This window comes from Porphyrobacter sp. TH134 (assembly GCF_002855495.1).
Classification (GTDB): Bacteria; Pseudomonadota; Alphaproteobacteria; order Sphingomonadales; family Sphingomonadaceae; genus Erythrobacter.
Map to the genome: position 1 here is coordinate 31,138 of NZ_PKRO01000019.1, position 24,249 is coordinate 55,386.

Below are 24,249 nucleotides of genomic sequence, written 5' to 3' on the forward strand. Positions count from 1 at the left end.
GTCGCCGGAGCGAACGGCGGCCCAATCCGCCTCAATACATATGCTGGCCGCCGTTGATGCTCATGGTCGAGCCGGTCATGAAGCCGCCGTTCTCGGAGGTGAGAAACGCCACCCCGCGGGCGATTTCTTCGGCCATGCCGAGCCGGCCGACGGGGATCTTGGCGACAATCTTTTCCAGCACCGCCGGCGGTACGGCGGCGACCATGTCGGTGTCGATATAGCCCGGCGCGATCGCATTCACCGTCACCCCGAACTTCGCGCCTTCCTGCGCCAGGGCCTTGGTAAAGCCGTGAATGCCGCTTTTCGCGGCGGCATAGTTGACCTGCCCGTATTGCCCCGCCTGCCCGTTGATCGAGCCGATGTTGACGATCCGCCCCCAACCGCGCTCCCGCATGCCGGGGAAGGTCGCCTTGGCCATGTTGAAGCAGCCGCCAAGGTTGATGCGCATCACATCGTTCCAGTCTTCAAAGCTCATCTTGTGCAGCGTGCCATCGCGCGTGATGCCGGCATTGTTGACCACAATATCGACCGGCCCGTGATCTGCCGCCACGCGCGCGCAACCTTCCAGCACCGCTTCGTGATCGCCCACGTCCCACCTGTAGGCAGGGATGCCGGTGGCCGCGGTAAAGGCCGCCGCTTTTTCCTCGTTCCCGGCATAATTGGCGATGACCGAGTGGCCCTGGCGTTGGAGACGCTTGCAGATCGCCTCTCCGATCCCGCGCGTTCCTCCGGTGACGATGGCAACCCGGCCCATGGCGATTCTCCCCTCATTTGCGATGCTTGAACAGGCGGTAGCCTAATGGTGCCGTAGGGGAAGGGGAAGAACCGAATAGCTATGCCGCCTCGCATCGCCACACGCGCCGCGCAAACGCGAATATGGGGGGCTAAACGCGGCAGGGAGGGGTCATGAAGGGATCAGGCGCCAGCAAGGCTTGCCAAAACCTCTTAAAAATATCCTGCAAAATCAGGAGATTTGCAAGAAATCAGAACTTGATCTGCGTGCCCACATACACAGCCTGGCTGTCCTTGACCGCATTGGTCAGAGGATCCAGCCGGTCACGTTCCTTGGAATACCGCACGCCGGCCATCACGTTGAGGTTCGGCGAAACCCGGAAGCTGCCGCCCAGGCCCACAGTCTGCTGGCTGATCGAATCGAGCGTATTGGGCGAACGGCCTGCAATCTGGCGATCTTCAAGCTCGATTCGCGGTTGCAGCCGGCTCGGCTTGTCGGCGTCTTGCGGGGCCGAGGGCTTGAATTGCGCCAGATCGGGCGCAGCGATGTTGCTGACGCTGCCCGACAGATCGGCGGTGCGGGCAAAGCTGGTATAGCCGCGCGCCGCGCCAAGCTGGAACTTGCTGGTGTCGAGCCCGGGGAAACCAAGACCGCGGCCGGGGACACTGTCGAGCACCTTGCGGACCGAAATCGCCCGCGCCGTATCATTGTCCACCCGCACGGCCACCGTCACGGTGCGCTTGCCAGCCACGGGGGCGGCATTGGCAGGCGTAAAGTGCAGGCCGCGCGCGCGGGCCTTGTCAGCGATTCGCGCAGCCAGTGCGGGATCAACCGAAGCGGGCGTGAACATCCGCAAGCCCAGTGCGTCCAGTGACGCGGCGGTCTGTGCCGGGGCGATTTCGCCCGCCAGCGCGAGTCCCGCACTCGGCACGGCCAGCGCAAGGCCCGCGCAGGATGCAGCATACAGCGCAAACAGCGGCAGCGAGCGCTGCGCCTTTGCCAATCTGCCTGCTGCCTGTGCCATTGCGAAAACCGTTTCCTTGCCTTGCGGAGTTTGAACCTGAAAATTGATCCTGTGCCCAAGCATCCTGCACCTTAACCGCGCATGAGTCGCCCCGACATCCAAGCCTGACTGATAGGGAGACACCGACCGCTTGCAATGGCTTTGCCGCTGCGAGGCCGGATTCCTTTCTGACCTGTGGCACCATGCACACATAAAGGTTTGAACAGTGCCAAGTTCAGGCTCCGTAAAGCCCACGGGGGCCTATGCAGGCCCGCCGCCGTCTGCAAACCTCGCGGATGATGCTTGCCGCAAGGGTCTTGGCGGTTATAGGGGGCTGAGATAGGGATCTGGCCCCGCGTCCCTGTGACCAATGATAAGGATTATCCGGCTGTGACACGCGCCAATTCCGCCCTTTTCCGCCCGGCTTTCCGCCGCACACTCGGATATGCGCTGCTTGGTGGCGCGCTGGTCGGCCTGAGCGCATGTGGCGGTGGTGATCGCCCGCGGACCGAACTGTCGGCGGCCCAGCTCAACACGATCGGCGTCAATGCCTATCTGTGGCGCGCCGCGCTGGACACGGTCAGCTTTGCGCCGCTGCTGCAAACCGATAGCGCCGGCGGCGTGATCGTGACCGACTGGTACACCAATCCGTCCAATCCCACCGAGCGGGTCAAGCTGACCGTCACGATCCTCGATCAGGATCTGCGCGCCGATGCGCTGCGAGTCGCGGCGAGCCGTCAGGTCAATGAAACCGGCAACTGGGTCGAGGCTCCGGTGCAGGCCGCGACCGTGCAGAAGCTGGAGGACATCATCCTCACCAAGGCCCGCGATCTGCGCCGCCAGGCTCTCGCTTCGTAACACCGCTGGCTTCCCGAGTTCCCGTTTTCGCCGGATAACCGCACATGACTGATGCCCGTTTCGACCCTGCCGTCGCCGATGAACGCTGGCAGCGTGCCTGGACGGATGCGGGCACCTTCACCGCCGATTCGAACAGCGCGAAGCCCAAAAGCTACATCCTCGAGATGTTCCCCTATCCCTCGGGGCGCATCCACATGGGCCATGTGCGCAACTACACGATGGGCGACGTGCTGGCGCGCTACCAAAAGATGCGCGGCTTCGAGGTGCTGCACCCGATGGGCTGGGACGCTTTCGGGATGCCGGCGGAAAACGCCGCGATGGAAAAGGGCGTGCACCCCGGCGGCTGGACGCGGGCCAACATCGCGCAGATGAAGGCGCAATTGCAGCGCATCGGCTTCGCGCTCGATTGGACGCGCGAATTCGCCACCTGCGATCCCGAATATTACGGCCACGAACAGGCGCTGTTCCTCGATCTGTATGAGTCGGGCCTCGTCTACCGCAAGGAATCGACCGTCAACTGGGACCCGGTCGACATGACCGTGCTCGCCAACGAGCAGGTGATCGACGGCAAGGGCTGGCGTTCGGGCGCGGAGGTCGAGAAGAGGAAGCTCAACCAGTGGTTCCTCAAGATCACCGATTTTGCGGATGATCTGCTGGAAGGGCTGGGGAAGCTGGAAGACTGGCCCGAGAAGGTTCGCCTGATGCAGGAGAACTGGATCGGCAAGTCGCAGGGGCTCACCTTCAAGTTCGAGCCGCTTGTGCCGCTGACGGAGTCGATCGAGGTCTATTCGACCAGGCCCGATACGATCTTTGGCGCGAGCTTCGTCGCGGTCGCGCCGGACCATCCGATTGCGCTTGAGGTTGCGTCACATCAACCTGATGCCGCTGCATTCATTGCCAAGTGCAAGCAGGGCGGGACGACTGCCGCCGAATTGGAGAAGCAGGAGAAGCTGGGTTACGACACCGGCTACGAAGTCCTGCACCCGTTTGACAACGGTTGGACGCTTCCCGTTTACATCGCCAACTTCGTGCTGATGGAATACGGCACCGGCGCGGTTATGGGCGTGCCGGGGCATGACCAGCGCGACTTCGAATTCGCCACCAAATACGATTTGCCGATCCTGCGCGTCGTCGCCAGCGATCCCGCGCGCGCCGACGAACCCTTCAAGGGTGAGGCCGAGGCGGGTGACGGGGTGATCGTCAACTCGGATTTCCTCAACGGCATGACCGTCGAGGCTGCCAAGGCTGAGGTCATTGCCCGCGCCGAGAGCGGCGCATGGGGCGAAGGCCGTACCGTGTGGCGGCTGCGCGACTGGGGCGTTTCGCGGCAACGCTACTGGGGGACGCCGATCCCCTTTATCCATTGCGACACCTGCGGCGTGGTGCCGGTGCCCAAGGATCAGCTTCCGGTCACCCTGCCCGAGGATGTCAGCTTCGACATTCCCGGCAACCCGTTGGAGCGCCATCCGACCTGGAAGCACGTCGACTGCCCCAAGTGTGGCGCAGCGGCGCGGCGCGAGACCGATACGCTCGACACCTTCGTGGACTCCTCGTGGTATTTCCTGCGCTTCGCCAGCCAGCCTGCCGACCGGCCCTTCGACCCCGACGAGGTCGCCAAGTGGATGCCGGTGCAGCACTATATCGGCGGCATCGAGCACGCGATCCTGCACCTGCTCTACGCCCGCTTCTGGACCCGCGCGCTCGCCCACACCGGCAAGATCGCGGTCGAGGAGCCCTTCGCGGCGCTGTTCACGCAGGGGATGGTGACGCACGAGACCTATAGCCGCATCGACGCGGGCCGGGGCGTGCCGGTCTATTATGCGCCCGAGGAGGTCCGCAGGACCGCCGAGGGCGCCACCCTGCTGGCCGACGAGGCCGCGGTCGAAGTCGGCCGCGTCATCAAGATGTCGAAGTCGAAGAAGAACGTCGTCGACCCCGACGCGATCATCGCCCGCCACGGCGCGGATGCGGTGCGCTGGTTCATGCTCTCGGACAGCCCGCCCGAGCGTGATCTGCCGTGGTCGGATGCCGGGATCGAAGGCTGCGCGCGCTTCGTCCAGCGCCTGTGGCGCTTGTTCAATGCCTATGACGCCGCCGCCACGGGCGAGGACAAGGCGCTGATGCGCAAGACGCACCAGACCATCGCCGCCGTCGCTGCCGACATCGAGGCGCTCAGCTTCAACAAGGCGGTCGCCCGCATCTACGAACTGACCGGCGCGACCGAGAAGGCCGCGCCGTCTGCCAGCCGCTCCGCCGCAATCCGGGCGCTCGTCCATCTCGCCGCCCCCATGATGCCGCACCTCGCCGAAGAGGCGTGGGCAGCGATGGGCGAAGGCCTCATCGCCGATGCCCCGTGGCCCGAAGTCGACCCTGCCCTGCTGGTCGATGACGAGGTCACCATCGCGATCCAGCACATGGGCAAGCTGCGCGACACTGTGACGGCACCCAAGGGGGCGTCAAAGGACACGCTCGAAGCGCTGGCGCTGGCGTCTGCCAACCTGCAACGCTCGGTCGATGGTGCGGCGATCCGCAAGATCATTGTCGTGCCCGACCGTTTGGTGAATATCGTCACCTGATGCGCGCCGTTCTTGCCCTTCTCGCCTGTGTGGCCCTTCCCGCTTGCGGCCTGTCGCCAATGTATGCGGGCGGCGCGAGCGCGGGTGTGGCGCAGGGCATTGCGGCGGTCGATATCCCTGCCATCCAGGGACGCGGCGGGTGGCTGGTCAAGAACGCGCTCGAAGCCCGGCTGGGGGTCGCCCGAAACGGAAATCGCCAGACGCCGCCGCAATACCGGCTCGATGTCAGGCTCGACGATTCGCTCGAAGCATTGGGCGTGCTCAATGATGACACCATCAGCCGCGAACGCCGCATCCTGCGCGCGCGCTATCAGCTGATCGATCTGGCGACAGGCGCGGTGCTGCTTGATGCAACCGCAGGGTCTGACGCGGGGATCGACGTGGTGAGCAGCGAATACGCCACGATCGCTGCCGAGCAGAAAGCGCTCGAAAACCTGGCCGTCGATGTGGCTGACCGGATGGCGACCCAGATTGCGGTGACGCTGAGAGCGCGCGCCGCGCCCCAGCCGTGAAGGCAACCCAGAAGGATTTCTTGCGCGGGGTGCCGGCGGCGGCCCGCGATGCGCGGATCTTCTTTTTCTGCGGTCCCGATGAAGCGGGCGCCAGCGCGGCGGCCAATCGCATCGTCGCGGCCCTGCCTGATGCCGGCGAGCGTGTGGAACTGGCCGGCGCCGATCTGCGCCGCGACCCTGCGCTGCTGGGCGATGAGGCGCGCTCGACCTCGTTGTTTGGCGGCGCGCGCCATATCTGGGTGCGTGCCAGCGGAGACGACGCCCACGATGCGCTGCAATTCCTGATCGAAACCGCCGATGCTGGCGCGGGCGCAGCGGCGCCGGTGATGATTGTGGCGACCTCTGCCACCGACAAGTCGCGCACCGCCAAACTGCTGGAAAAGCGCGCCGACGCGCTGGTGGCGATGTTCCATCCGCCCGATCTTGCCGCGGTGGCCGGCGCTGTGCGGGCGATGGCGGACGCGGCCGGCCTCAGGCTTGGCGGCGATCTTGCCGAACGCATTGCGCGGGGCGCTGGCCTTGATGTGCGGTTGGCCCAGTCCGAAATCACCAAGCTGGCGCTCTATTGCGATGCCGACCCGCAGGCCCCGCGCGCAGCCACCGCCGACGATCTCAACGCGATCGGCGCCAGCACCGAAGAAGACGGCTTCGCCCCGCTCGTGAACGCGGTGCTGGGCGGGGAGCTGGGCCGGCTGGGCGGGGAAATCCGGCGGATGCGCGAATTGGGGCTGAACCCCGTCGGCGTCGCGCTGGCGCTGGAACGGCGCGCAGCCCATCTGGCGCAGATTGCTGCCTATCTTGGCCCCGGCGGCAATTTCGACACGATCGATAAGGGCACGGAAATGCGGCTCGGGATCTTCTTCAAGGAGAAGCGCGACATCGGCGTGCAGTTCAAGCGGTGGACCATGCCCGCCGCGCGCGGCAGCCGCGAAACCCGGCTGGACCGGCTGATCCCGCGGCTGGTTGTGCTGCACCGCAACCTGCTCGCCAACAGCCAGGCCGCCGAGGTATTTTTAGCGCAGGAACTTGCAGAAATCGGGCGATTTGCTGCAAGGCGGTAGCAAAATGTGACAAGCGGCATTTCGCAGTCGCACAATTTGCGTTTTTACCTGTAATACACCAATCAGGTCTGCCACGAGGGGTCGCACCTTTGGGGGAAGGTCTCAGATGAATCGCATCACGCCAAAGTTACTGGAAGCCGTCAGGCATCAGTCCGTTGACCACAAGCTCGCCCCGTCGCTGGAACGGCGGCGTCTGCGCGCCTATGCCGCCATGCTGATTGCCGATGGTGCGGTGTTCAATTTCTGCTTCGCGCTTGCGGCCCTGATATGGGAAGGCCAATGGGCACAGCCGCGCGCGATGCTGGCCGCGCAGGCCTTGTTGCCGGGCTTTTTCACGATTGCGCTTTATAACGGCACCTATGGTGTGACAGCCTTGAGCGACTGGCTGTTCGCCGCCCGCAAGGCTTTGATCGCGCTGGTGATTTCGGCTGGCCTTATCAACTTTGTCGCGTTCTACACCAAATCGAACGATGATTTTTCCCGCGCCGCGGTGACGCTGGGTCTGGTGTTTACCGCAGTGATGCTGGTGGCCCTGCGCCGCGTGGTGGCGACGCTGGTGATGTGGCGCTGGGGCGGGCGCGTGACCAACCGGCTGGTGATCGACGATGGCGGATCAAGCTTTGCCTTTGCCGGAGCAGAGCGCATCTCGGCGGCTGATTACAATCTTGATCCGGGCAGCCATGATCCTTTCATGCTCGACCGCTTGGGCAAGCTGCTGCGCAATCAGGACAAGGTGGTGGTCAGCTGCCCGCGCGAGCGGCGCGAGGAATGGGCGTTCTTGCTGAAGTGTGCGGGCGTCTACGGCGAAATCGTCAGCGAGCCGGCCCACAGCCTCGGCGCGGTGGGGGTGCATCGTTACGACGCGCTCGACCGGACCACGCTGGTCGTGTCGACCGGGCCGCTGGGCCTGCGAGCCCGGATCCTGAAGCGCGGCTTTGACGTGGCTGTGGCGGGCGGGGCGCTGCTGGTGCTGTCGCCGCTGCTGATCGCGGTGGCAGTCGCCATCAAGCTGGAAGATGGCGGACCGGTGCTGTTCGTGCAGCGCCGTCTGGGACGTGGCAACCAGTTCTTCGATATGTTCAAGTTCCGCTCGATGCGCGAAGACAAGCTCGATCACGCGGGCGATCGGTCTGCGGCGCGCGACGATGACCGGATCACCCGCATCGGTGCCTTCATCCGCCGTACCAGCATTGATGAACTGCCGCAGATCATCAACGTGCTGAAGGGCGACATGTCGATTGTCGGCCCGCGTCCGCACGCGCTGGGATCGCGCGCCAACAACAAGTATTTCTGGGATATTGACCGCCAGTACTGGCAGCGTCACTGCCTCAAGCCCGGCCTGACGGGGCTGGCCCAGGTGCGCGGACATCGCGGCGCGACCGAGGTGGAAAAAGACCTGACCGATCGGCTCCAGTCCGATCTGGAATATATCGCCGGCTGGTCGCTGCGGCGTGACATCGGCATTGTGCTGCGCACCGTAATGGTGCTGCGGCACGAGAATGCTTACTGATTGTTGGTGCGGTTCTGCGGCACGGCGAAGGTGCCCGTGACCCGGCCCGGTCCGCCCGGCGCAGCCGTGCTTCCCCCGGCGGCCGCGCCATCGATGGTGGAAATGCCGCTGTCCAGATCAATCACCAAGCGCCCGCCGTTGAGCGTATCGGTGCCCCGGCGCAGGCGCACGCTGCCTGACATCGTGATGATCCGGCGGCCAAAATCATAGACCGCATTATCGCCGCTCGCGCGTTCATCACCGCGGGTGATGATGACCCCGCCGGTGGCGGTGATGCGCTGGATTTCGAGCTGTCCGGCATCGGTGAAGTTGACCAGCATCCGGTCGGACTGGATCCTGAGACCGGCCTGATTGACCACCACGCCGCCGCTGAAGGTCGCCTGATTGGCGCGGTCATCCAGCACGAACTTGCCCGCATCATAGGTTACCGGCGCGCGCGAATCGTGACGGGCGATGCCTTGTGCGGAAAGGGCCATCCCGCCTGCCAGCGCAGCCGCAAGTGCAAAGCCGCCCGCGCCCCAGACAAGCGCGAGGCGGGCGAGGGGTCGGCGGTTATCGGTCATCGCGGCATCCTCAACTGGCCGGGGATCATCGTAAAGCGAACCTTGCCTTCAAGCGTGAGCGTGCGCGCACCCAGATCGGCTTGCAGCGTTTCGGCAGAGAAGGTGCCGGCCGGCACTTCGCCTTCCACCCCAGCGCTGCCTTGCATGGTGCGTGCCTTCAGGTCGGCCGAGACACCGCTGGCGATCATCGTGTAGCCATCATTCGCAGTGAAGCGGACCGGGCCATCGACGGCCACGGTTTCCTGATTGATATCATAGATGCCGCCGCCTGCGCTCAGGCGCGCGGGGCCATCGGTCAGCAGCAATTGCGCGACCAGATCGTTCATGCGCACCAGCCCTTCGGCGGCAGAGCGCTGGACCGCCTGTCCTGCCAGCAGGGAAAACGGGCGCCCGTCATTGTCGCGCCCCCGGTACATCGCGTTATCGACGCTGAGCCGTTCGTCGATCATCGCCACCTTGTTGCGATCCAGCAAAAAGCTCACTTCGCCGCGCGGGGACAGCGGGGTGATGATCATCAGCGCGGCCATGACCCCGACGCCCATCGGCAGTGCGCGGGCAAGGATGCGCACCAGCCGGTCATGCGAGCCACCCGGCGCAGCAAAGGTCTGCCGCCGGCTGCGCAGGGCCTGCGCTTCGCTGGTTTCCATGCTGGTGTGGGCAAGAGCCATGATGCGGGTGTGCCTGCGGTGTCCTGACTGGGGGCTTACATGTGGCTGAAGATGTCGTTTTCAGCCCAGCCGGCGATGTCGAGCAGCGCGCGGGCGGGCAGGAAATCGAAACAGGCCTGCGCCAGATGCATCCGCCCCTCGCGCTCCAGCCGGATGGTCAGCTCGTCGCGCAGGCGGTGGAGGTAGCGCACGTCAGACGCCGCGTAATCGCGCTGGGCATCGGACAGCACCGGCCCGCCCCAATCGGAGGATTGCTGCTGCTTGGAGATATTCTCGCCCAGCAGTTCCTCGACGAGGTTCTTGAGGCCATGCCGGTCGGTATAGGTGCGCACCAGCTTGCTGGCGATCTTGGTGCAGAACACCGGCCCAGCCATGACGCCAAGGTAATGCTGGATCGCGGCGAGATCGAACCGGCCGAAATGGTAGATTTTCACCCGCGCCGGATCGCCCAGCACCGCCTTCAGGTTGGGCGCATCATAGGCGCTGCCGGGGCCGAAGCGGACCAGATGTTCATCGCCGCTCCCGTCCGAAAGCTGCACCACGCACAGCCTGTCCCGCGGGGTGATGAGGCCCATCGTCTCGGTATCGACCGCGATGGCGCTGCTGCCGGTAAGGACGCCTGCGGGAAGGTCTTCTTCATGAAAATGCACTGCCATGGGGCTCGCCCTACGCGCATTGGGGAAAGAGGGGAAGGCCCCAGTGGTGCAGCATGCGCCAGCGCGTGTAGGCTGCGCCGTGATGGCGAATGAAACGATCCCTGAAAGCTGGCGCCCGGCACTGGAACCGGTGCTGGCCAGCCGCGAAGCGCGGGGGCTTGGCGGGTGGCTGACGGCGCAGGAAGCTGCGGGCAAGGTGATCTATCCACCGCGCGGCACCCGGCTCGCTGCGCTGGCGCTGACCCCGCTGGATGCAGTGCGCTGCGTGATCCTGGGGCAGGACCCCTATCACGGGCCGGGGCAAGCGCATGGCCTCGCGTTTTCGGTGCAAGCAGGTGTGCGGCCTCCGCCCAGCCTCGTGAATATCTACAAGGAGCTGGAGGCCGATCTGGGCTTGCCGCGCGCGCAGACCGGCGATCTGACCCCGTGGGCGCGGCAAGGCGTGCTGCTGCTCAACAACACCCTGACGGTCGAGGCGGGGCAGGCGGGGAGCCATGCCGGGCGCGGGTGGGATGCGATCACCGATGCGGCCGTCGCAGCCGTCGCCGCGCGGGAGGCGCCGACGGTGTTCATCCTGTGGGGCAGCCATGCGAAGAAGAAGGCCAGCCGGGTGCCACAACTAACCCGCGCGTCTCACCATCTGGTGCTGACCTCCGCCCACCCCAGCCCGCTGTCAGCCTACACCGGCTTCTTCGGATCACGCCCGTTCAGCCAGACCAACGCCTTTCTGGAAGGGGCCGGGCGGGGGACGATAGACTGGCAGGTGTAAGATGCGCCGCCGCGGATGGCGGGTTTTGGGGTGTGCAAAGGATGGCCGGGATGACCGTTTCTGGGTGGAGAGTTGAACGGCTGCTTTGCAGAGGCACAGCGCCTTTTCTGAAGCGTCGGCGCGCAGACTGGTGTGGCCAACTCACCTCAGAGGCAGATTTCAGAAATCCGCCGACAGCGACAAGTTGAACCGCCGCGAGGCGATGAACTGGAAGCCCCCACCGCCGGTGACGTTCCACCCGAAGGTATTGGTCAGGTTAGCGATCTGCGCGCGCAGCACGGCAGGCGTGCGGCCCAGCTTGAAGCGGTAGCGCGTGCCGAGATCAATAATCGCGCGCTCGGGGATGAACAGCGTGTTGTCGATCCGCGCCGCTCGGTCACCCGTGTAGTTGATGCCCAGATCGACCGACAGGCCATCGAAGGCGGGGGGCTGATAATCGATCCTGAGATCGAGCGTCGTGCCCACCCGGCCCAGCGGTCGTTCGCCCAAACGGCCTTGCTCCACCGCCTCGCCGGTCACGCGCGGACGCATCAGAACCGCACCGGCCACCACATTGAGCCCCGCCACCGGCTTGGCGGTCAGCGAAATCTCCGCGCCCTGGTGCTTCACGTCGCCGAGCACGCGGAAAACATTGTCGGTATCGAGTTCGAAATAGGGACGGCGCACGTCGAACAGCCCGGTGATCAGCTTGACATCCTTTGCCAGCGTCCAGCGCACCCCGGCTTCGACCTGCCGGGTGCGTAAGGCGGGCAAGGTGAGGTTGGCGTTGGCGGCAAAGGAAGGCGCAGTGCCGCTTTCCTCCAGCCCGCGCGTGGTAGCGGCATAGATCGCAATGCCCTCGATCGCAGTGAGCGCGGCCGAGGCGTTCCACAGGATAGGGCTATCCTCGTTGGCGGTCGGAGCAAGACCGGGCGCGCGCACTTCTTTGCGGTAGCGGGTCTTCTGCACCCCCCAGATTGAACTCACCCAGCCCCTTCCACTGTATCGCATAGCCCAAGGCTCCGGTCTCCTGCCGGATTTCGTCGCGGGTCAGCGCGCCGAAGGCGACGCCGGGCTCGGCAACAGGATCGGCGACATCGATCATCCCGGGGCCGAGGCTGCGGAAAGCAAAGCCGCCCAGATCGTCGTCAACCTGCCGGAACCGGGCCGAGGCGAGCAGCCGGTGGCGGCGCGGGCCTTCTGTGAACTCGCGCTCGACCAGCAGCTCACCCGAGTAGGATTGCGTCACCTGATCGCGGCCCAGCAACACTTGCCGCTCAGCCATGCCATTAGCTTGCGTATTGGCAAAGAAGTTCGCGCCGAACTGGTCGATGGTGAAGCGCGAGGAGAACAGCCCCAATCCAATCCGCCAGCCCCCGCGCGTGATCTTCGCCATGCCGCCGAAATTTTGCGAATGGCCCGCCCAGTCGGCCCATTCCTGCCCGACAAAGCGATTGCGGGCGATGCGCTTGGGCAGGAAAGCGCCGGCGGTGAAAACCACTGGGGTCTGTTGCTCGTCGAAATAGTCGTAGCGGCTGTAGAAGCCGGTCAACTCCACGCCGTCAGCAGGCCGCCAGCGCGCAACCCCGCCATAGCGGACGAACCAGAAATCGGCCCCGTCGGGGTAAACGAACTCTTCCACCCCTGCGCCGACATTGAGATCGAGATTGCCGGCCAGCGGCAGCGCAGCATCGACCGTGGCAAAGGGCGCGAAGAAATCGCCGAAGCCGGTCCGGGCGCTGACCACCGGCTTGTCAGCGCTGCGCCGCAGCGAGAAATCGACGATCCCGGTCGGCGCCGGAAACGGATAGCCGAGCGCAGAAATGCCGACCTGGATCGTCGATCCGGCGCGCACCGCATCGCTGAGGGGGCCCTGATTGTCGAAATAGAGCCCCTCGATCCGCACGTTCTGCGCAGCAAAGGCGGAAAACCCCCGCACATTGCCGCCGCTGTAGAGACCGATCGTCTCGTCCCCCACGCTCGTCCCGAAGGCGTCCGAGGCCTGGGTGATGACGTTCTCTTCCGAGCGATTCACCAGCGCAATATTGTCGGTGCGGGGGCGCGCAACGGTCTGGACCGCATCTTGCGTAGCGGGCGCGGCTGGAGCGGCAGTGTCGGGTGGCGACGGTTGCTGGGTTTGATCGGCCGGGACAGGGATTGCCGCTGCAATGCCCAACGCTGATAGCAAAGTGGAAGTAATCATGTTGCCTCCGGCAAGGTTTGTCGCCGCCAAGCAACCACGCGCTGTGCAACCAGCACAGCCACAATCGATGCGCCAAACACGGGCAGGACGCAGGCCAGCAAAGCGAAGGTGGCGACCACGCCTATGCTCAGACCGCGCAGCCTCAGCGGCGGGGCTGCAAGGCGGCGGTTGCCGCGCCGCTGCGCCCACATCACGATCCCCGAAACGGCCATTGCGATTACAGCGAGGCAGGCAAGCAGCATCAGGTATTGATTGGGCCACCCGAAATAGCGGCCCATGTGCAGCTGCACCCCGGTCTCTACCGCGCGCGCACCCCAGCCATACTGCTGGTATCCGACATCCTTGATCAGTGCTTCGGAATAGCGATCGAAATACATGACCCGCTGGTCTTCGGGCCGGGCGGGGTAGACATCGACCACCACCGCGCCGGTCGGGCCAGAGGGCAGCGACAAGGCAAAGCCCGGCGCAATGCCGCGGGAACGGGCTTGGGAAATGATGCTATCGATCACCTCGCCGGAAGGCAGCGTGCCGGTGGAAGCGGCAGGCGCGGGCGACCGATGCGTGGCGTGGGGATCGTCCGAGGCCGGGATCGGCTGCCCCTGCATCGTCCAGCTCGCAAGCTCACCATGATGATCGTGCGGCGCGCTGCTGGAGGGAGGCGCATCGGCCCCGGCATAACCGATGCGGGCGACTGTCACGGCCTTACGCACCACATCGCCCTCGACCATCGCCCAAGGCAGGCCGGTGAGCACCAAAAAACCCATCAGCAAACCGAAGCCCAGGCCCGCCCCGGCGTGCACGTCGCGCCACCATGCACGGCCACCTGCGCGAAAATCCGGCAGCCACCCGCGCCCTTGCCTGCGCCTTTTGCCCAGCCACAGGAACAGTCCGGTGATCAGCATCACCAGCGTCCAGCACGCCGCCAGTTCAACCGCGAACCGCCCGGCGCTGCCCAGCATAAGCGAGCCGTGAAGTCGCTTTGCCAGCGCGCCGATCATCCATCCGGGATCGAACGTCGCTACCACGCGTCCATCGGCAGGATCGAGCACGACCATGCGCGCGGCGCCCTCGGCGGTGGTGATGAACACCCGCACAGGGCGATCAGAAGCTTCGGGGGTTTCCACGCGCGTGGTGGTGCCGGGGTGGTGCGCCAGCGCCGCTGCGATCAGCGCACTGGTCTGCATCGGTTCAGCTACAGGGGCAACGAACCGTGTCGCCGGGTCAAGCACATCCTCGATCTCGCGTTCAAACAGATAGGCTGAACCAGTCAGCGCCAGCAGTGACAGGATCGGGAGCACCAGCAGACTGGCCCAGAAATGCAGCGCCCACAGCGCGGCCTCGGGGTGGGGCTGGCTTGCACGTGTATCGACCATCCCCTGCCCCTTCCGCGCTCCGGATCAAAGCTGCCGATATGCAAACTCTAGACAAATAACAATGATATAACGTATCGTGTTTCACTCTGACAGCAGGGGCGCGAACGATGTCGAAAACTTCCATCCGGGCGCATCTGCGATTGGCAGCGAGCGCCGCCGCGCTCGTCATTGCATCACCGGCATTGGCACAGCAGGCCGAAGCCGATCAGTCGGCTTCGCGTGAAGAAAGCGCTGCCGGCAGCGAGATCATCGTGACCGCCCGTTTGCCCGGCACCCAAAGCTACCGGGCCGAGCGCGCCGCCATCGGCACCAAGACCAATGTCCCGTTAATCGAAACACCGATTTCGGCCAGCGTCGTCACCCGTCAGTTTCTTGACGACACGCAAGTCACCACGATCACCGATGCGCTACGATTCGTGCCGGGGGGTTTACAGCGGCAACAATGGCCGAGCGGCGGTTGACGAGAACCTCTCGATCCGCGGCTTCTCCTACCTGCGCAGCACCTTTGTGGACGGCACGCGTCAGCAGGCCTTCAACATCGACGTCAATCCCGAACCCTATGGCCTCGAACGCATTGAAGTGCTGCGCGGGGCAGCATCGGTGCTGTATGGTTCGACCCAGCCCGGCGGGATCGTCAATTCGGTCTCGCGCCGGCCCCGCGCCAAGCCTTCGGGCGAGGTCATGGTATCGGGCGGGAGCCTCGATCGGCTGCGTCTCGGCTTCGACGTCACCGATGCGCTCGATGGCGAGGGCAAGGTCGCCGCGCGGCTGACCGGCTTCCTGCGCAATCAGGACGATCTGGCCGACACCGCCTTCAACAACCGCCGTTACATCGCCCCGGCGATCAGCTTCTTCCCGCGCGAAGGCACCAAGATCACATTGCTCGGCTCCTACCAGAAGGACAATTTCCGCCTGGTGCCCTACCTTCCAGCTGACGGCACGCTTCGCGCCAATCCCAACGGCGTCATCCCGCGCGAGCGGTTCCTCGGCGAGCCGGGACTGCCTGATGACAATGTCGAAACGCTGGGTGCCAAGCTGATTGTGCGGCACGAATTCTCGGACAATGTCGTGCTCAATCACGTCACCGGCTACCGCGATTACAGCCGCTTCACCAATTACATCTTCCCGCTGCTCGATCCGGGTGAACGGGTGGCCGAACGCCTGATCTTTCCGATCACCACCAATGCCAACGTCTGGTCGACAGACACCAACGTTCAGATCAAGGGTGAATGGCTGGGAGCGCAGCACAATCTGCTGATCGGGGCCGACTACTACCAGATCCGCGATCGCAGCGTGACCGAGGGAGCAACCCTCGATCCGGCGGCGGCCAATGATCTGGTCGAAGTGCTGCGTGAAACCGCAGCTGGCGGCACGGCGCTGCTGATTTCCACTCACGACATTTTCCGGGCCAAGGATGCCGCCACCCTAATCGGGATCATGCGCCAGGGTCGGATGGTCGACCTGATCGACCCTGCCAGCCTGAGCGGACAGGAACTCGACAAGCTTTACCTCACCCACATGACAGAGCGCGCGGCATGAGCGCGATTGCCGCCAAGGACTGGCGCGAGTTCATCCGTGACCGGCGGTTGCTGATCGCTTCGGCATTGATGATCGTGCTGGCGCTGCTGGCGCTGGCGCTGGCGCTGTCATGGCAGCGGATCGCCAGCCACGAAGCCGACCGCCGCGCCGCCGAAGCCGGCGACCGCCAGACCTGGCTCGAACAGGGCGAGCAGAATCCGCATGGCGCGGCGCATTTTGCCAGCTGGGCGTTCCGGCCGCTCACCCCACGGCGGTGATCGATCCGGGCGTAACCCCCTACGCCCCGACCGCGATCTGGCTGGAGGCGCACAGCCGCAACACCGGCACGGGCCGCCCGGTCGAGGATCGCGCTGCGGCGCTTGATCTGGGCGAGTTCAGCCTCGCTTGGGTGCTCCAGACGCTCGCTCCGCTGCTGGTTTTCGTGCTGGCGGCGGGCCTTGTGGCGCGCGAGCGCGAGCGGGGCACATTGCGACTGATGCTGGCCTCGGGCGCGCGCGCCGAAGCGATTGTCCGGGCCAAGGCAGGCAGTCTGGGCCGGATCACGCTCGCCTTGATCGCCCCGCTGGCCGTGGCGGGCGTGGCCGCGGCGCTGCTGGCTCCGGCTGCCTTCAGCGCCGATCAGGCGCTCCGGCTGGCATTGCTGTGCGGAGCGTATGGTCTCTATCTGGCGCTGTTTCTGGCCGTTGGCGTCGCCGTCTCGGCGCTCGCCGGGCGAAACGACCGGGCGCTGCTGGTGCTGGCCGGGGTGTGGCTGGTGGCAGTACCGCTTGGCCCGCGCCTAGGCGGAACGCTAGCTGACATGATCGCCCCCACACCCGATGCGCGCACCTTCTGGGCGCAGATGGACGCCGATTACAAGAACGGCCTGCCCGGCGATGCCGACAGCAAGACTCGCGCAGCCCAGCTCGAAGCGGCGACGCTTAAGCAATATGGAGCAGCCAGCGTCGATGATCTGCCGGTGAGCTACTCGGGCATCTCGCTCGATGCGAGCGAGCGCTACGGCTACAAGGTGTTCGACCGCCGCTTTGCCGAGCTCAATGCCGAACGTGAAAGCCAACGCAGCGCGATGCGGCTGGCTAGCCTCGTCTCGCCGCTCACAGCATTCCAGAATGTCTCGGCGGGGCTCGCGGGCACCGATCTTGCCCACCATCGCCACTTCGCCGATGCCGCCGAGGCGCACCGGAGACTGGTGGTCGACCAGCTCAATGCCGATCTCATCACGAACGGCGCGGGCAAGACCTATGAAGGCTACAATGCCGACCGGCGGCTGTGGGAGGTGGTGCCTGTTTTCAACTACGCCCAGCCCAAGGCGCTCGCGCTGGCCCCGGCATGGCTGTTCGACCTCGCCATCTTGCTGGCATGGTGCACTGCCGGAGCAGCGCTGCTGATGTTCGCTGGCCGGCGCCTTGCACGGGGCGTGCTGTAATGGCCCGGCTGCTGCTCCACGATCTGCGCCTGTTGTTGCGCGACCGGCTGGCGCTGCTGGTGCTGGTGATCGGGCTGGCCGTAACGGGCCTTGCGGTCGGCAACGGCGCGCGCTGGATCGACCATCTCGAACAAAGCCGCAGCGCCTTCCTCGACCGCACGCAGGCCGAGCAGGCCGAATACCGCGCCAGATTCGCTGGGCCGGATTGGACCGATGGGGATTCTGCCGACGCGCCCTACTCCGCGAAGCGTTCCTTCGCCTATCCCGTGCCGGTGCTCGCTGACTTCACCATCGGGCGTTCGGACATCGAACCCGCGATGGCCGAGGTGCGGATGGGCTACCGCGCCGACACGCTGTTCCGCAATTACCAGATCGACAATCCCGAAAGGCTCCAGCGCGGGCGGATCGACCTCAGCTTTGTCGCTATCGTGGTGGCCCCGCTGCTGCTGATCGCGCTCGGATACGGGATGCTTGCGAGCGACCGCGACAGCGGCACCTTGCGGCTGATCGCAGCGCAGGCGGGCGGGGTCGGGCGGCTGGTGGCGGCGCGCAGCATCAACCGGCTGGCGCTGGTGATAGTGCCGCTGGTGCTTGGTGCGCTGGCGCTGCTTCTGATCGGCCCCAATGACCCGGCGCGGACCGAAGCAGCGTTGCTGTGGGTCAGCGTGGCTCTGGCGGGTATCGCCTTCTGGTGGGCGGTGATCCTGCTGATCAATGCGCTGCGGGTCAGTGCGGAAACCTCGGCCTTTATCCTGATCGCTGCCTGGATCCTGCTGGTTTTCGCCGCCCCGCCGCTGATCAACAGTGCTGCGCAGGCGCTCAACCCCCCGTCCTCGCGGATGGCACAGATCATCGAAGGCCGACGCGCCGAACAGCAGGCGACCGAGACCTACAAGAACGACCACGGCACCGATGGCCTAGCAGAGCTCCAGCGGGTGAAAGATGTGATCGCACAATATCAGCGCATCAGCACTGCCCATGATCGCGCCATCCGGCCATTGAGCGACGCCTTCGACCTACAACTTGCCGCCCAGCAGCGAGCCGTTCGGCAGGCGCAATGGCTATCGCCGCCGATGATGGTCTCAAACACGCTGGCGCAGATCGCCGGCACAGATGTCGAAACCTATGGCACTCTGAAGGGCGCCGCATTCGGCTATCTTTCCGATTATCAAGCGGCGCTTGATCGCGGCATCGCAAACAACCGCCTGTTCACGCTGGCGGACCACGATGCCCTGCCGACATTTCAGCCGCCACCTAGCCCGAGGCCCGGTTGGTTGGGGGTATTGTGGACCCTCATGATTACGATCGTCATTTTGGCGACCGCGCTTCGTCGATACCGGCGCCTGCGCCTTGCATAGTGCAACGCATTGAGCCAATTTCGCCGACCGCCGGCGCGATAGGCTGCAAGCGGCTCGTAAGTGCCAACCCACCACACCGGGCCAGCATTCTCCGATGATGCCCTAAGCCGCAGCTTTCGCTGGGATGACGGAAACGCCGCAAACGGGATCGGTTTCAGAATTTCGGCTGTTGGCTGAAACGCCGTCGAAGCCGACGGTCAGGCTTCGGGCTCGCCCTAGGCTTCCCGCGCAACTTCCCGCCAGCCGATATCCCGGCGGCAGAAGCCGGTGGGGAAGGTGATCGCGTCGACAGCCTGATAAGCGCGGGCCTGCGCCTCGGTGACGTTTGCGCCGGTCGCAGTGACGTTCAGCACTCGCCCCCCATTGGCCACCAGCGCGCCATCTGTCAGCGCGGTTCCGGCGTGGAACACCTTGGCGCCGTTCGTCTCTGCGTTGTCCAGCGCAATCACGCCGCCCTTTTCGGGCGTGCCGGGATAGCCGTTCGCCGCCATCACCACGGTCAGCGCGGTCTGGTCGCGGAAGGACAGCTCCACCCCCGCCAACGCCCCCTTGGCGCAGGCGAGCATGATCGCGGTCAGATCGCTCTCCAGCCGCATCATCAGCACCTGGCATTCGGGATCGCCGAAGCGGGCATTGTATTCGATCAGCTTGGGGCCGTCCGCTGTCAGCATCAGGCCTGCGAAGAGAACGCCGGAATAGGGATTGCCCTCCTCGCGCATCGTCCGCACCGTGGGTTCGATGATCTCGGCCATGACGCGGGCCTGCAATTCCGGCGTCAGCACCGGGGCGGGGGAATAGGCTCCCATGCCGCCGGTGTTCGGCCCCACATCGCCATCGCCCACCCGCTTGTGATCCTGCGCCGAACCGAAGGGGACAATCGCGGTGCCGTCGGTCAGGGCGAAGAAGCTGGCTTCCTCGCCGTGCATGAACTCCTCGATCACCACCTCAGCGCCCGCCGCCCCGAACCCGCCGCCGAACATGTCGGCAAGCGCGGCCTCGGCCTCGGCCAGCGTCTCGGCGATCACCACGCCCTTGCCCGCCGCCAGCCCATCGGCCTTGAGCACGTAAGGCGGCGCAAACCGGGCGAGCGCCGCGCGGGCGTCCTCCAGCGACGCGGTGCGCACGTAGCCGGCGGTCGGGATGCCTGCGCGGGTGCACAGGTCCTTGGTGAAGCCTTTGGAGCCCTCCAGCTGCGCCGCCGCCTGCGAGGGGCCGAACACCGGCACACCCGCTGCCCGCAGCGAATCCGACAGCCCGTCCACCAGCGGCGCTTCCGGCCCGATCACGACGAGCGCGATGTCCCGTTCCGCGCAGAACGCGATCACCGCGGCGTGGTCGGTCACGTCGAGCGCCACCAACTCCGCTTCTTGCGCGATGCCCGGATTTCCGGGGGCGGCGTAGAGCTTTGTGAGGCTGGGGGATTGCGCCAGCTTCCATGCCAGAGCGTGCTCACGACCGCCGGAGCCGAGGAGAAGGATGTTCATGGGCGAAACCTCGCGCAAAAGTGAGGACGGCGCTTCGACAAGCTCAGCGCGAACGGGTATTGAACGGTCCCCTTATCCGTTCGCCCTGAGCCTGTCGAAGGGCCGCATTCCTTTGGTCACAGCTAATCGGCACATGAAAGCCCCGCCCATGTCAGACATGATTGCCGACACCCGCCCGGGCGACAATGCCCAGCCGCTGACCATCAGCGAAGTTTCCGCGCTGCTGAAGCGCACGGTCGAGGATCGCTTCGGCTTTGTGCGGCTGCGCGGGGAATTGTCGGGGGTGAAGCGGGCGGCCTCGGGGCATTTCTACTGCGCGCTGAAGGATGAAGGTGCGGTCATCGACGGGGTGATGTGGAAGGGCAATGCCGCGCGCATGAACTTCCGCGCCGAAGACGGGCTGGAGGTGATCGCGACCGGCAAGCTCACCACCTATCCGGGGCGTTCCAAATACCAGATCGTGATCGATTCGCTGGAACTGGCGGGTGAAGGCGCGCTGCTGGCGCTGCTGGAGAAGACCCGCACCCGGCTGGCGGCCGAGGGGCTGTTCGACGCGGGCCGCAAGCGCGCCTTGCCCTATCTGCCGCAGGTGATCGGGGTGATCACATCGCCGACCGGGGCGGTGATTCGCGATATTCTCCACCGGCTGGCGGATCGCTTTCCCTCGCATGTGCTGGTCTGGCCGGTGTTGGTGCAGGGTCAGGGCGCGGCCGATCAAGTGGCCGCCGCCGTGCGAGGGTTTTCGGCCCTCCAGCCCGGCGGTCCGGTCCCGCGCCCCGATGTCGTGATCGTCGCCCGCGGCGGCGGGTCGATCGAGGACTTGTGGAGCTTCAACGAGGAAGTGGTGGTCCGCGCGATTGCCGAATGCACCATTCCGGTGATCTCGGCGGTGGGGCATGAAACCGACACCACGCTGGCCGATTTCGCCGCTGATCGCCGCGCCCCCACGCCCACGGCGGCGGCGGAAATGGCGGTGCCGGTGCGCGCCGACCTCGCCCTGACCCTTGCCGATTTCGCCGCCCGTCAGCGGCGCGCTGTCTATCGTCCGGTGGAGCTGGGACGCGAGCGGCTCGCGGCGCGGGTGCGGATGCTGCCGCGCCCTGAAAACCTGCTGCAACCGCAAGCCCAGCGGCTCGATGATCTGTCCGAACGGCTGCGCCGTGCACTCGGCGATCGTTCGGCCAAGGGGCGCGAGCGCCTGGCAGGGGTGGCGGCGCGGCTGTCGCCCAGCCTGCTCACCCGTAGCGCGGCCGAGGCGCAGCGCCGGCTTGACCGCGCGCGCCTTGCCCCTGCGCTGGTGGAACGGCCCCTGCGGCAAGGTACCGACCGGCTGGCCGCGCTGACCCGCGTGATGAGCCAACTCCACCCGGAAAAGCCGCTGGAGCGCGGCTATGCGATCATCCGCGATGCGGGCGGCAAAGCGCTGACCACCCGCGCTGCGGCGGCAGGCGAGGCGGCGCTAAGGCTGCAATTCCGCGATGGCACGCTGGACGCTGTGCCCGCTGGCCCGGCCCCAGCTCCGGCCCCGGCCTTGGCCACCCCGGCCAGCCCGCCCAAGCCCGTGCGTGCCGCTGCGCGCCCCGCTTCCCCAACCCCGCCTGTCCAAGATGATTTGTTCGGTTAGCCACACAGTGCTATCAGGCAGACCATGCTGATGACCCCGTCCGACAAGCTCGCCAAACTCTACTACGGCCCGTCAGGCTTTCGTGTGCTGCGCCCCGGAAGCCACGTGATCTGCGCCGTCACAGCCGAGGCGATACCCCTGCCCGAACTGCGTTACTGGAGCGCCGAGCGGCAGGAGGCCTATGCCTCGTGCGAGATCGCCACGCGCCGCCTGCTCGGCCTCGCCTGATCCATCGTCGCCATAATCGCCGCCATGGCGGTTGACGGCCCGGATGCGAGGCCCGATGGGCGCGGGCGGATGCTGCGTCTGTTTCTTCTAGCTCTGGTCATCATCGGGCTGGGCCCCGGCACCTTCGTCCGCGCCCCGGTCAGCTCGCGCAGCGATGCCGCCGCGGTGACGGTCACGCCCATGACCGAGCGCAGCGGCGTGAGCGGCGAACTGACACTGACAGGCGCGTGGGAGCTGACGTCGCCGCATGGCTGGTTCGGCGGCTTTTCGGCGCTCGTCGCCAAGGGGTCGGCGGGCCTCATCGCGGGGAGTGACCGGGGCTTCCTGCTCGATCTCGACCTGCCGGGCGGCACCCCGCGCGCGGTTGCTGGCAGCTTTCGCTTCGTGGGATTGCGCGCCGCCGATGGCGATGAAATCATCGACCTGGAATCGCTCGCCCGCGATCCAGACACAGGCACGCTGTGGGCCGGGTTCGAGAATGCCAATCTGATCGCCCGCTTCGGGGCAGGCGGCGCCAAGGCCAGTCGCGCGCCCCCCGAAATGGCGGAATGGAGCATCAACAGCGGGCCCGAAACAATGGTGCGCCTGGCTGACGGGCGCTTTGTCGTGATCGCGGAAGGGCGAGGCCGCGGGGGCGATGCCTATCACCCGTCGCTGCTGTTCAAAGGCGATCCGGTGGAGGGCGGCACGCCCGTGACCTTCAGCTTGGCCGCGCCCGCCGATTACGATCCGGTCGATGCGACCCAGCTGCCCGATGGGCGGGTGCTGATCCTGCTGCGGCGGGTGGAATATGCCATCCCCGCGCGGTTCGATACCGCAATTGCGCTGGCCGATCCTCAGACGATCCGGGCGGGCAAGCCGTGGCGCGCGCAGGTGATCCAGCGGCTTGATGGCGGAATCTTTGCTGACAATTTTGAAGGGATCGCCTTTGTCCCTTCCGCCGAAGACCCGGCGAGAGGCGCGATCTGGCTGATCGCGGACGATAATTTCTCGCTGTTTCAGCGCAGCCTGCTGGTGCGGTTCGACTGGAACCCGGCGGCAGGCCTGCTTCCCGCAAACGAAAAAGCGCCCGGTCGCCCGAACGCTTGATCGAATCATCGCTGCCCCGAAAGGCAGTGGCGACTTAGGCGGCGGCCTGTGCCTTCACCAACTCGCGCTTCACCTTCAGCGCGCTGGCCGAAAGCTTTTCGTCGTTGGTCTTGAGCAGCCAGTTGTCGAGCCCGCCATTGTGCTCAACCGAGCGCAGGCCGTGGGTCGAAACGCGGAACTTGAAGCTGCGCTCCAGCTTTTCGCTCATCAGCGTCACGTTCTGCAGGTTGGGCAGGAACACGCGCTTGGTCTTGTTGTTGGCGTGGCTGACATTGTGGCCAGTCATGCGGCCCTTGCCGGTCAGTTCGCAGATACGCGACATGGTGTGTCTCTTCTCGTAAAGTTCGGGTGTGATCCGGGAAAGCGGCGCGCATAACGGGGCTGACCCGAATCGTCAAGCAAGTTGCGCTCGCCCCGCGCCCCGGCTAGCCGGAGGACGATGACCCACTGGCCGCTTCCCTTGCCGATGCACCGTGCCCTTGCAGAGGCACAGGCGGCTGCGGCAGCGGGCGAAGTGCCCATCGGCGCGGTCATCGTCAAGGATGGCGTCATCATCGCCGAGGCGCATAATGCCCCGCGCGGGCTGCACGATCCCACCGCCCATGCCGAAATCCTCGCCATCCGCCGCGCCGCACAGGCGCTGGGCGATGAACGCCTGACCGGGTGCGAGCTGTGGGTCACGCTGGAGCCCTGCGCCATGTGCGCCGGCGCCATCGCCCATGCGCGCATCGCCCGCCTGTATTACGCCGCCAGCGATCCCAAGGGCGGCGCGGTCGAACATGGTGCCCGGGTGTTCGAGCAGGAGCAATGCCTGCACCGCCCGGAGGTCTACAGCGGCATGGGCGAGGCGGAGGCAGCGGAACTTTTGCGCGGGTTTTTCAGGGCGCGGCGCTGAGCGGCAGCTTTTGCAATTTTTCTCCTGAAAGCTGCCATACCGCTATCGTTTAGAGTTTCGGACGCCGTGAGGCGTCGGAAAGTCGACGGTGCCCGAACCTGCGGGCCGCATGCGCTGAGCTATGGGGATTTCGATTTTGGAC

Annotated in this window: 25 protein-coding genes; 15 read left to right on the plus strand and 10 right to left on the minus strand. The window is 65.7% G+C overall.

All coding sequences use genetic code 11. The features are described from left to right. Positions 1 to 31: 31 nt before the first annotated feature. Entirely contained in the window at positions 32 to 754 is a 723-nt protein-coding gene (phbB, locus tag C0V72_RS09720; protein WP_101793934.1) for an acetoacetyl-CoA reductase, read from the minus strand. A 229-nt stretch (positions 755 to 983) separates the two neighbouring features. Further along, positions 984 to 1,757 (minus strand): hypothetical protein, encoded by a 774-nt coding sequence (locus C0V72_RS09725; protein ID WP_101793961.1) that lies wholly within the window; start codon positions 1,755 to 1,757, stop codon positions 984 to 986. A gap of 369 nt (positions 1,758 to 2,126) precedes the next feature. Here C0V72_RS09725 and C0V72_RS09730 point away from each other — a divergent pair, with 369 nt between their 5' ends. From C0V72_RS09730 to C0V72_RS16615, 5 genes are all read left to right on the plus strand, one after another. After that, entirely contained in the window at positions 2,127 to 2,594 is a 468-nt protein-coding gene (locus C0V72_RS09730) for a DUF3576 domain-containing protein (protein ID WP_101793962.1), read from the plus strand. Positions 2,595 to 2,638: 44 nt separating this feature from the next. Continuing rightward, positions 2,639 to 5,170 (plus strand): leucine--tRNA ligase, encoded by a 2,532-nt coding sequence (leuS, locus tag C0V72_RS09735; RefSeq protein WP_101793935.1) that lies wholly within the window; start codon positions 2,639 to 2,641, stop codon positions 5,168 to 5,170. Then, positions 5,170 to 5,682 (plus strand): LPS assembly lipoprotein LptE, encoded by a 513-nt coding sequence (gene lptE, locus C0V72_RS09740; protein ID WP_101793936.1) that lies wholly within the window; start codon positions 5,170 to 5,172, stop codon positions 5,680 to 5,682. The genes leuS and lptE overlap by 1 nt, the downstream gene beginning before the upstream one ends. Beyond that, positions 5,679 to 6,743, plus strand: a complete 1,065-nt coding sequence (locus C0V72_RS09745) for a DNA polymerase III subunit delta (protein ID WP_172438975.1) — start codon at positions 5,679 to 5,681, stop codon at positions 6,741 to 6,743. Before lptE ends, C0V72_RS09745 begins: the two co-directional genes overlap by 4 nt. 106 nt (positions 6,744 to 6,849) lie before the next feature. Further along, positions 6,850 to 8,253: a sugar transferase gene (locus tag C0V72_RS16615; RefSeq protein ID WP_101793937.1), complete on the plus strand. Its 1,404-nt coding sequence runs from the start codon at positions 6,850 to 6,852 to the stop codon at positions 8,251 to 8,253. On the opposite strand, the gene C0V72_RS09755 is transcribed toward C0V72_RS16615, so the two are convergent. The 3 genes from C0V72_RS09755 to C0V72_RS09765 are packed head-to-tail and all read right to left on the minus strand — an operon-like array spanning position 8,247 to position 10,140. Beyond that, positions 8,247 to 8,816, minus strand: a complete 570-nt coding sequence (locus C0V72_RS09755; RefSeq protein ID WP_101793938.1) for an LptA/OstA family protein — start codon at positions 8,814 to 8,816, stop codon at positions 8,247 to 8,249. The genes C0V72_RS16615 and C0V72_RS09755 overlap by 7 nt on opposite strands. Then, the gene (gene lptC, locus C0V72_RS09760; RefSeq protein WP_172438976.1) at positions 8,813 to 9,484 is read right to left on the minus strand and encodes an LPS export ABC transporter periplasmic protein LptC; all 672 of its coding nucleotides are present in this window, start codon (positions 9,482 to 9,484) and stop codon (positions 8,813 to 8,815) included. The genes C0V72_RS09755 and lptC overlap by 4 nt, the downstream gene beginning before the upstream one ends. A 35-nt stretch (positions 9,485 to 9,519) precedes the next feature. Then, positions 9,520 to 10,140 (minus strand): ribonuclease D, encoded by a 621-nt coding sequence (locus C0V72_RS09765; RefSeq protein ID WP_101793940.1) that lies wholly within the window; start codon positions 10,138 to 10,140, stop codon positions 9,520 to 9,522. Between the two features lie 82 nt (positions 10,141 to 10,222). Here C0V72_RS09765 and ung point away from each other — a divergent pair, with 82 nt between their 5' ends. Beyond that, positions 10,223 to 10,909, plus strand: coding sequence for a uracil-DNA glycosylase (ung, locus tag C0V72_RS09770; RefSeq protein WP_101793941.1), 687 nt, complete (start codon positions 10,223 to 10,225; stop codon positions 10,907 to 10,909). A 159-nt stretch (positions 10,910 to 11,068) separates the two neighbouring features. Here ung and C0V72_RS09775 read toward each other — a convergent pair whose 3' ends face one another. Genes C0V72_RS09775 through C0V72_RS09785 form a run of 3 tightly spaced genes read right to left on the minus strand, consistent with a single transcriptional unit; the run spans position 11,069 to position 14,464 of the window. Further along, positions 11,069 to 11,875 carry a TonB-dependent receptor domain-containing protein gene (locus tag C0V72_RS09775; protein WP_172438977.1) on the minus strand — a complete coding sequence of 269 codons (807 nt, stop codon included), beginning with the start codon at positions 11,873 to 11,875 and terminating at the stop codon, positions 11,069 to 11,071. Further along, positions 11,790 to 13,091, minus strand: a complete 1,302-nt coding sequence (locus C0V72_RS09780; RefSeq protein ID WP_143704562.1) for a hypothetical protein — start codon at positions 13,089 to 13,091, stop codon at positions 11,790 to 11,792. The genes C0V72_RS09775 and C0V72_RS09780 overlap by 86 nt, the downstream gene beginning before the upstream one ends. Continuing rightward, the gene (locus C0V72_RS09785) at positions 13,088 to 14,464 is read right to left on the minus strand and encodes a PepSY-associated TM helix domain-containing protein (protein ID WP_101793944.1); all 1,377 of its coding nucleotides are present in this window, start codon (positions 14,462 to 14,464) and stop codon (positions 13,088 to 13,090) included. Before C0V72_RS09785 ends, C0V72_RS09780 begins: the two co-directional genes overlap by 4 nt. A gap of 107 nt (positions 14,465 to 14,571) precedes the next feature. On the opposite strand from C0V72_RS09785, the gene C0V72_RS09790 reads away from it, so the two are divergent. From C0V72_RS09790 to C0V72_RS09805, 5 genes are read left to right on the plus strand one after another with little or no spacing between them, the layout of a single operon-like run. Then, a complete protein-coding gene (locus C0V72_RS09790; RefSeq protein ID WP_101793945.1) occupies positions 14,572 to 14,925 on the plus strand; it encodes a TonB-dependent receptor plug domain-containing protein in 354 nt (117 codons plus the stop codon). Then, positions 14,867 to 16,003 carry a TonB-dependent receptor plug domain-containing protein gene (locus tag C0V72_RS09795; RefSeq protein ID WP_101793946.1) on the plus strand — a complete coding sequence of 379 codons (1,137 nt, stop codon included), beginning with the start codon at positions 14,867 to 14,869 and terminating at the stop codon, positions 16,001 to 16,003. The genes C0V72_RS09790 and C0V72_RS09795 overlap by 59 nt, the downstream gene beginning before the upstream one ends. After that, entirely contained in the window at positions 16,000 to 16,260 is a 261-nt protein-coding gene (locus tag C0V72_RS16415) for a hypothetical protein (protein ID WP_172438978.1), read from the plus strand. The genes C0V72_RS09795 and C0V72_RS16415 overlap by 4 nt, the downstream gene beginning before the upstream one ends. Continuing rightward, entirely contained in the window at positions 16,257 to 17,429 is a 1,173-nt protein-coding gene (locus tag C0V72_RS09800) for a DUF3526 domain-containing protein (RefSeq protein ID WP_172438979.1), read from the plus strand. The genes C0V72_RS16415 and C0V72_RS09800 overlap by 4 nt, the downstream gene beginning before the upstream one ends. Then, positions 17,429 to 18,787: a DUF3526 domain-containing protein gene (locus C0V72_RS09805; protein ID WP_172438980.1), complete on the plus strand. Its 1,359-nt coding sequence runs from the start codon at positions 17,429 to 17,431 to the stop codon at positions 18,785 to 18,787. The genes C0V72_RS09800 and C0V72_RS09805 overlap by 1 nt, the downstream gene beginning before the upstream one ends. A gap of 215 nt (positions 18,788 to 19,002) precedes the next feature. Here C0V72_RS09805 and purD read toward each other — a convergent pair whose 3' ends face one another. After that, positions 19,003 to 20,271: a phosphoribosylamine--glycine ligase gene (gene purD, locus C0V72_RS09810; RefSeq protein WP_101793948.1), complete on the minus strand. Its 1,269-nt coding sequence runs from the start codon at positions 20,269 to 20,271 to the stop codon at positions 19,003 to 19,005. Between the two features lie 148 nt (positions 20,272 to 20,419). Here purD and xseA point away from each other — a divergent pair, with 148 nt between their 5' ends. From xseA to C0V72_RS09825, 3 genes are read left to right on the plus strand one after another with little or no spacing between them, the layout of a single operon-like run. Next, positions 20,420 to 21,895 carry an exodeoxyribonuclease VII large subunit gene (gene xseA / locus C0V72_RS09815; RefSeq protein ID WP_172438981.1) on the plus strand — a complete coding sequence of 492 codons (1,476 nt, stop codon included), beginning with the start codon at positions 20,420 to 20,422 and terminating at the stop codon, positions 21,893 to 21,895. A 24-nt stretch (positions 21,896 to 21,919) separates the two neighbouring features. Beyond that, positions 21,920 to 22,123 carry a DUF2093 domain-containing protein gene (locus C0V72_RS09820; protein WP_101793950.1) on the plus strand — a complete coding sequence of 68 codons (204 nt, stop codon included), beginning with the start codon at positions 21,920 to 21,922 and terminating at the stop codon, positions 22,121 to 22,123. A 24-nt stretch (positions 22,124 to 22,147) separates the two neighbouring features. Beyond that, positions 22,148 to 23,212 (plus strand): esterase-like activity of phytase family protein, encoded by a 1,065-nt coding sequence (locus C0V72_RS09825; RefSeq protein WP_101793951.1) that lies wholly within the window; start codon positions 22,148 to 22,150, stop codon positions 23,210 to 23,212. A gap of 34 nt (positions 23,213 to 23,246) precedes the next feature. Here the strand turns inward: C0V72_RS09825 and rpmB are convergent, their stop codons facing one another. After that, positions 23,247 to 23,534 carry a 50S ribosomal protein L28 gene (gene rpmB / locus C0V72_RS09830; RefSeq protein WP_101793952.1) on the minus strand — a complete coding sequence of 96 codons (288 nt, stop codon included), beginning with the start codon at positions 23,532 to 23,534 and terminating at the stop codon, positions 23,247 to 23,249. Positions 23,535 to 23,651: 117 nt separating this feature from the next. On the opposite strand from rpmB, the gene C0V72_RS09835 reads away from it, so the two are divergent. Continuing rightward, positions 23,652 to 24,107, plus strand: a complete 456-nt coding sequence (locus C0V72_RS09835) for a nucleoside deaminase (protein ID WP_101793953.1) — start codon at positions 23,652 to 23,654, stop codon at positions 24,105 to 24,107. The last annotated feature ends 142 nt before the right edge of the window (positions 24,108 to 24,249 follow it).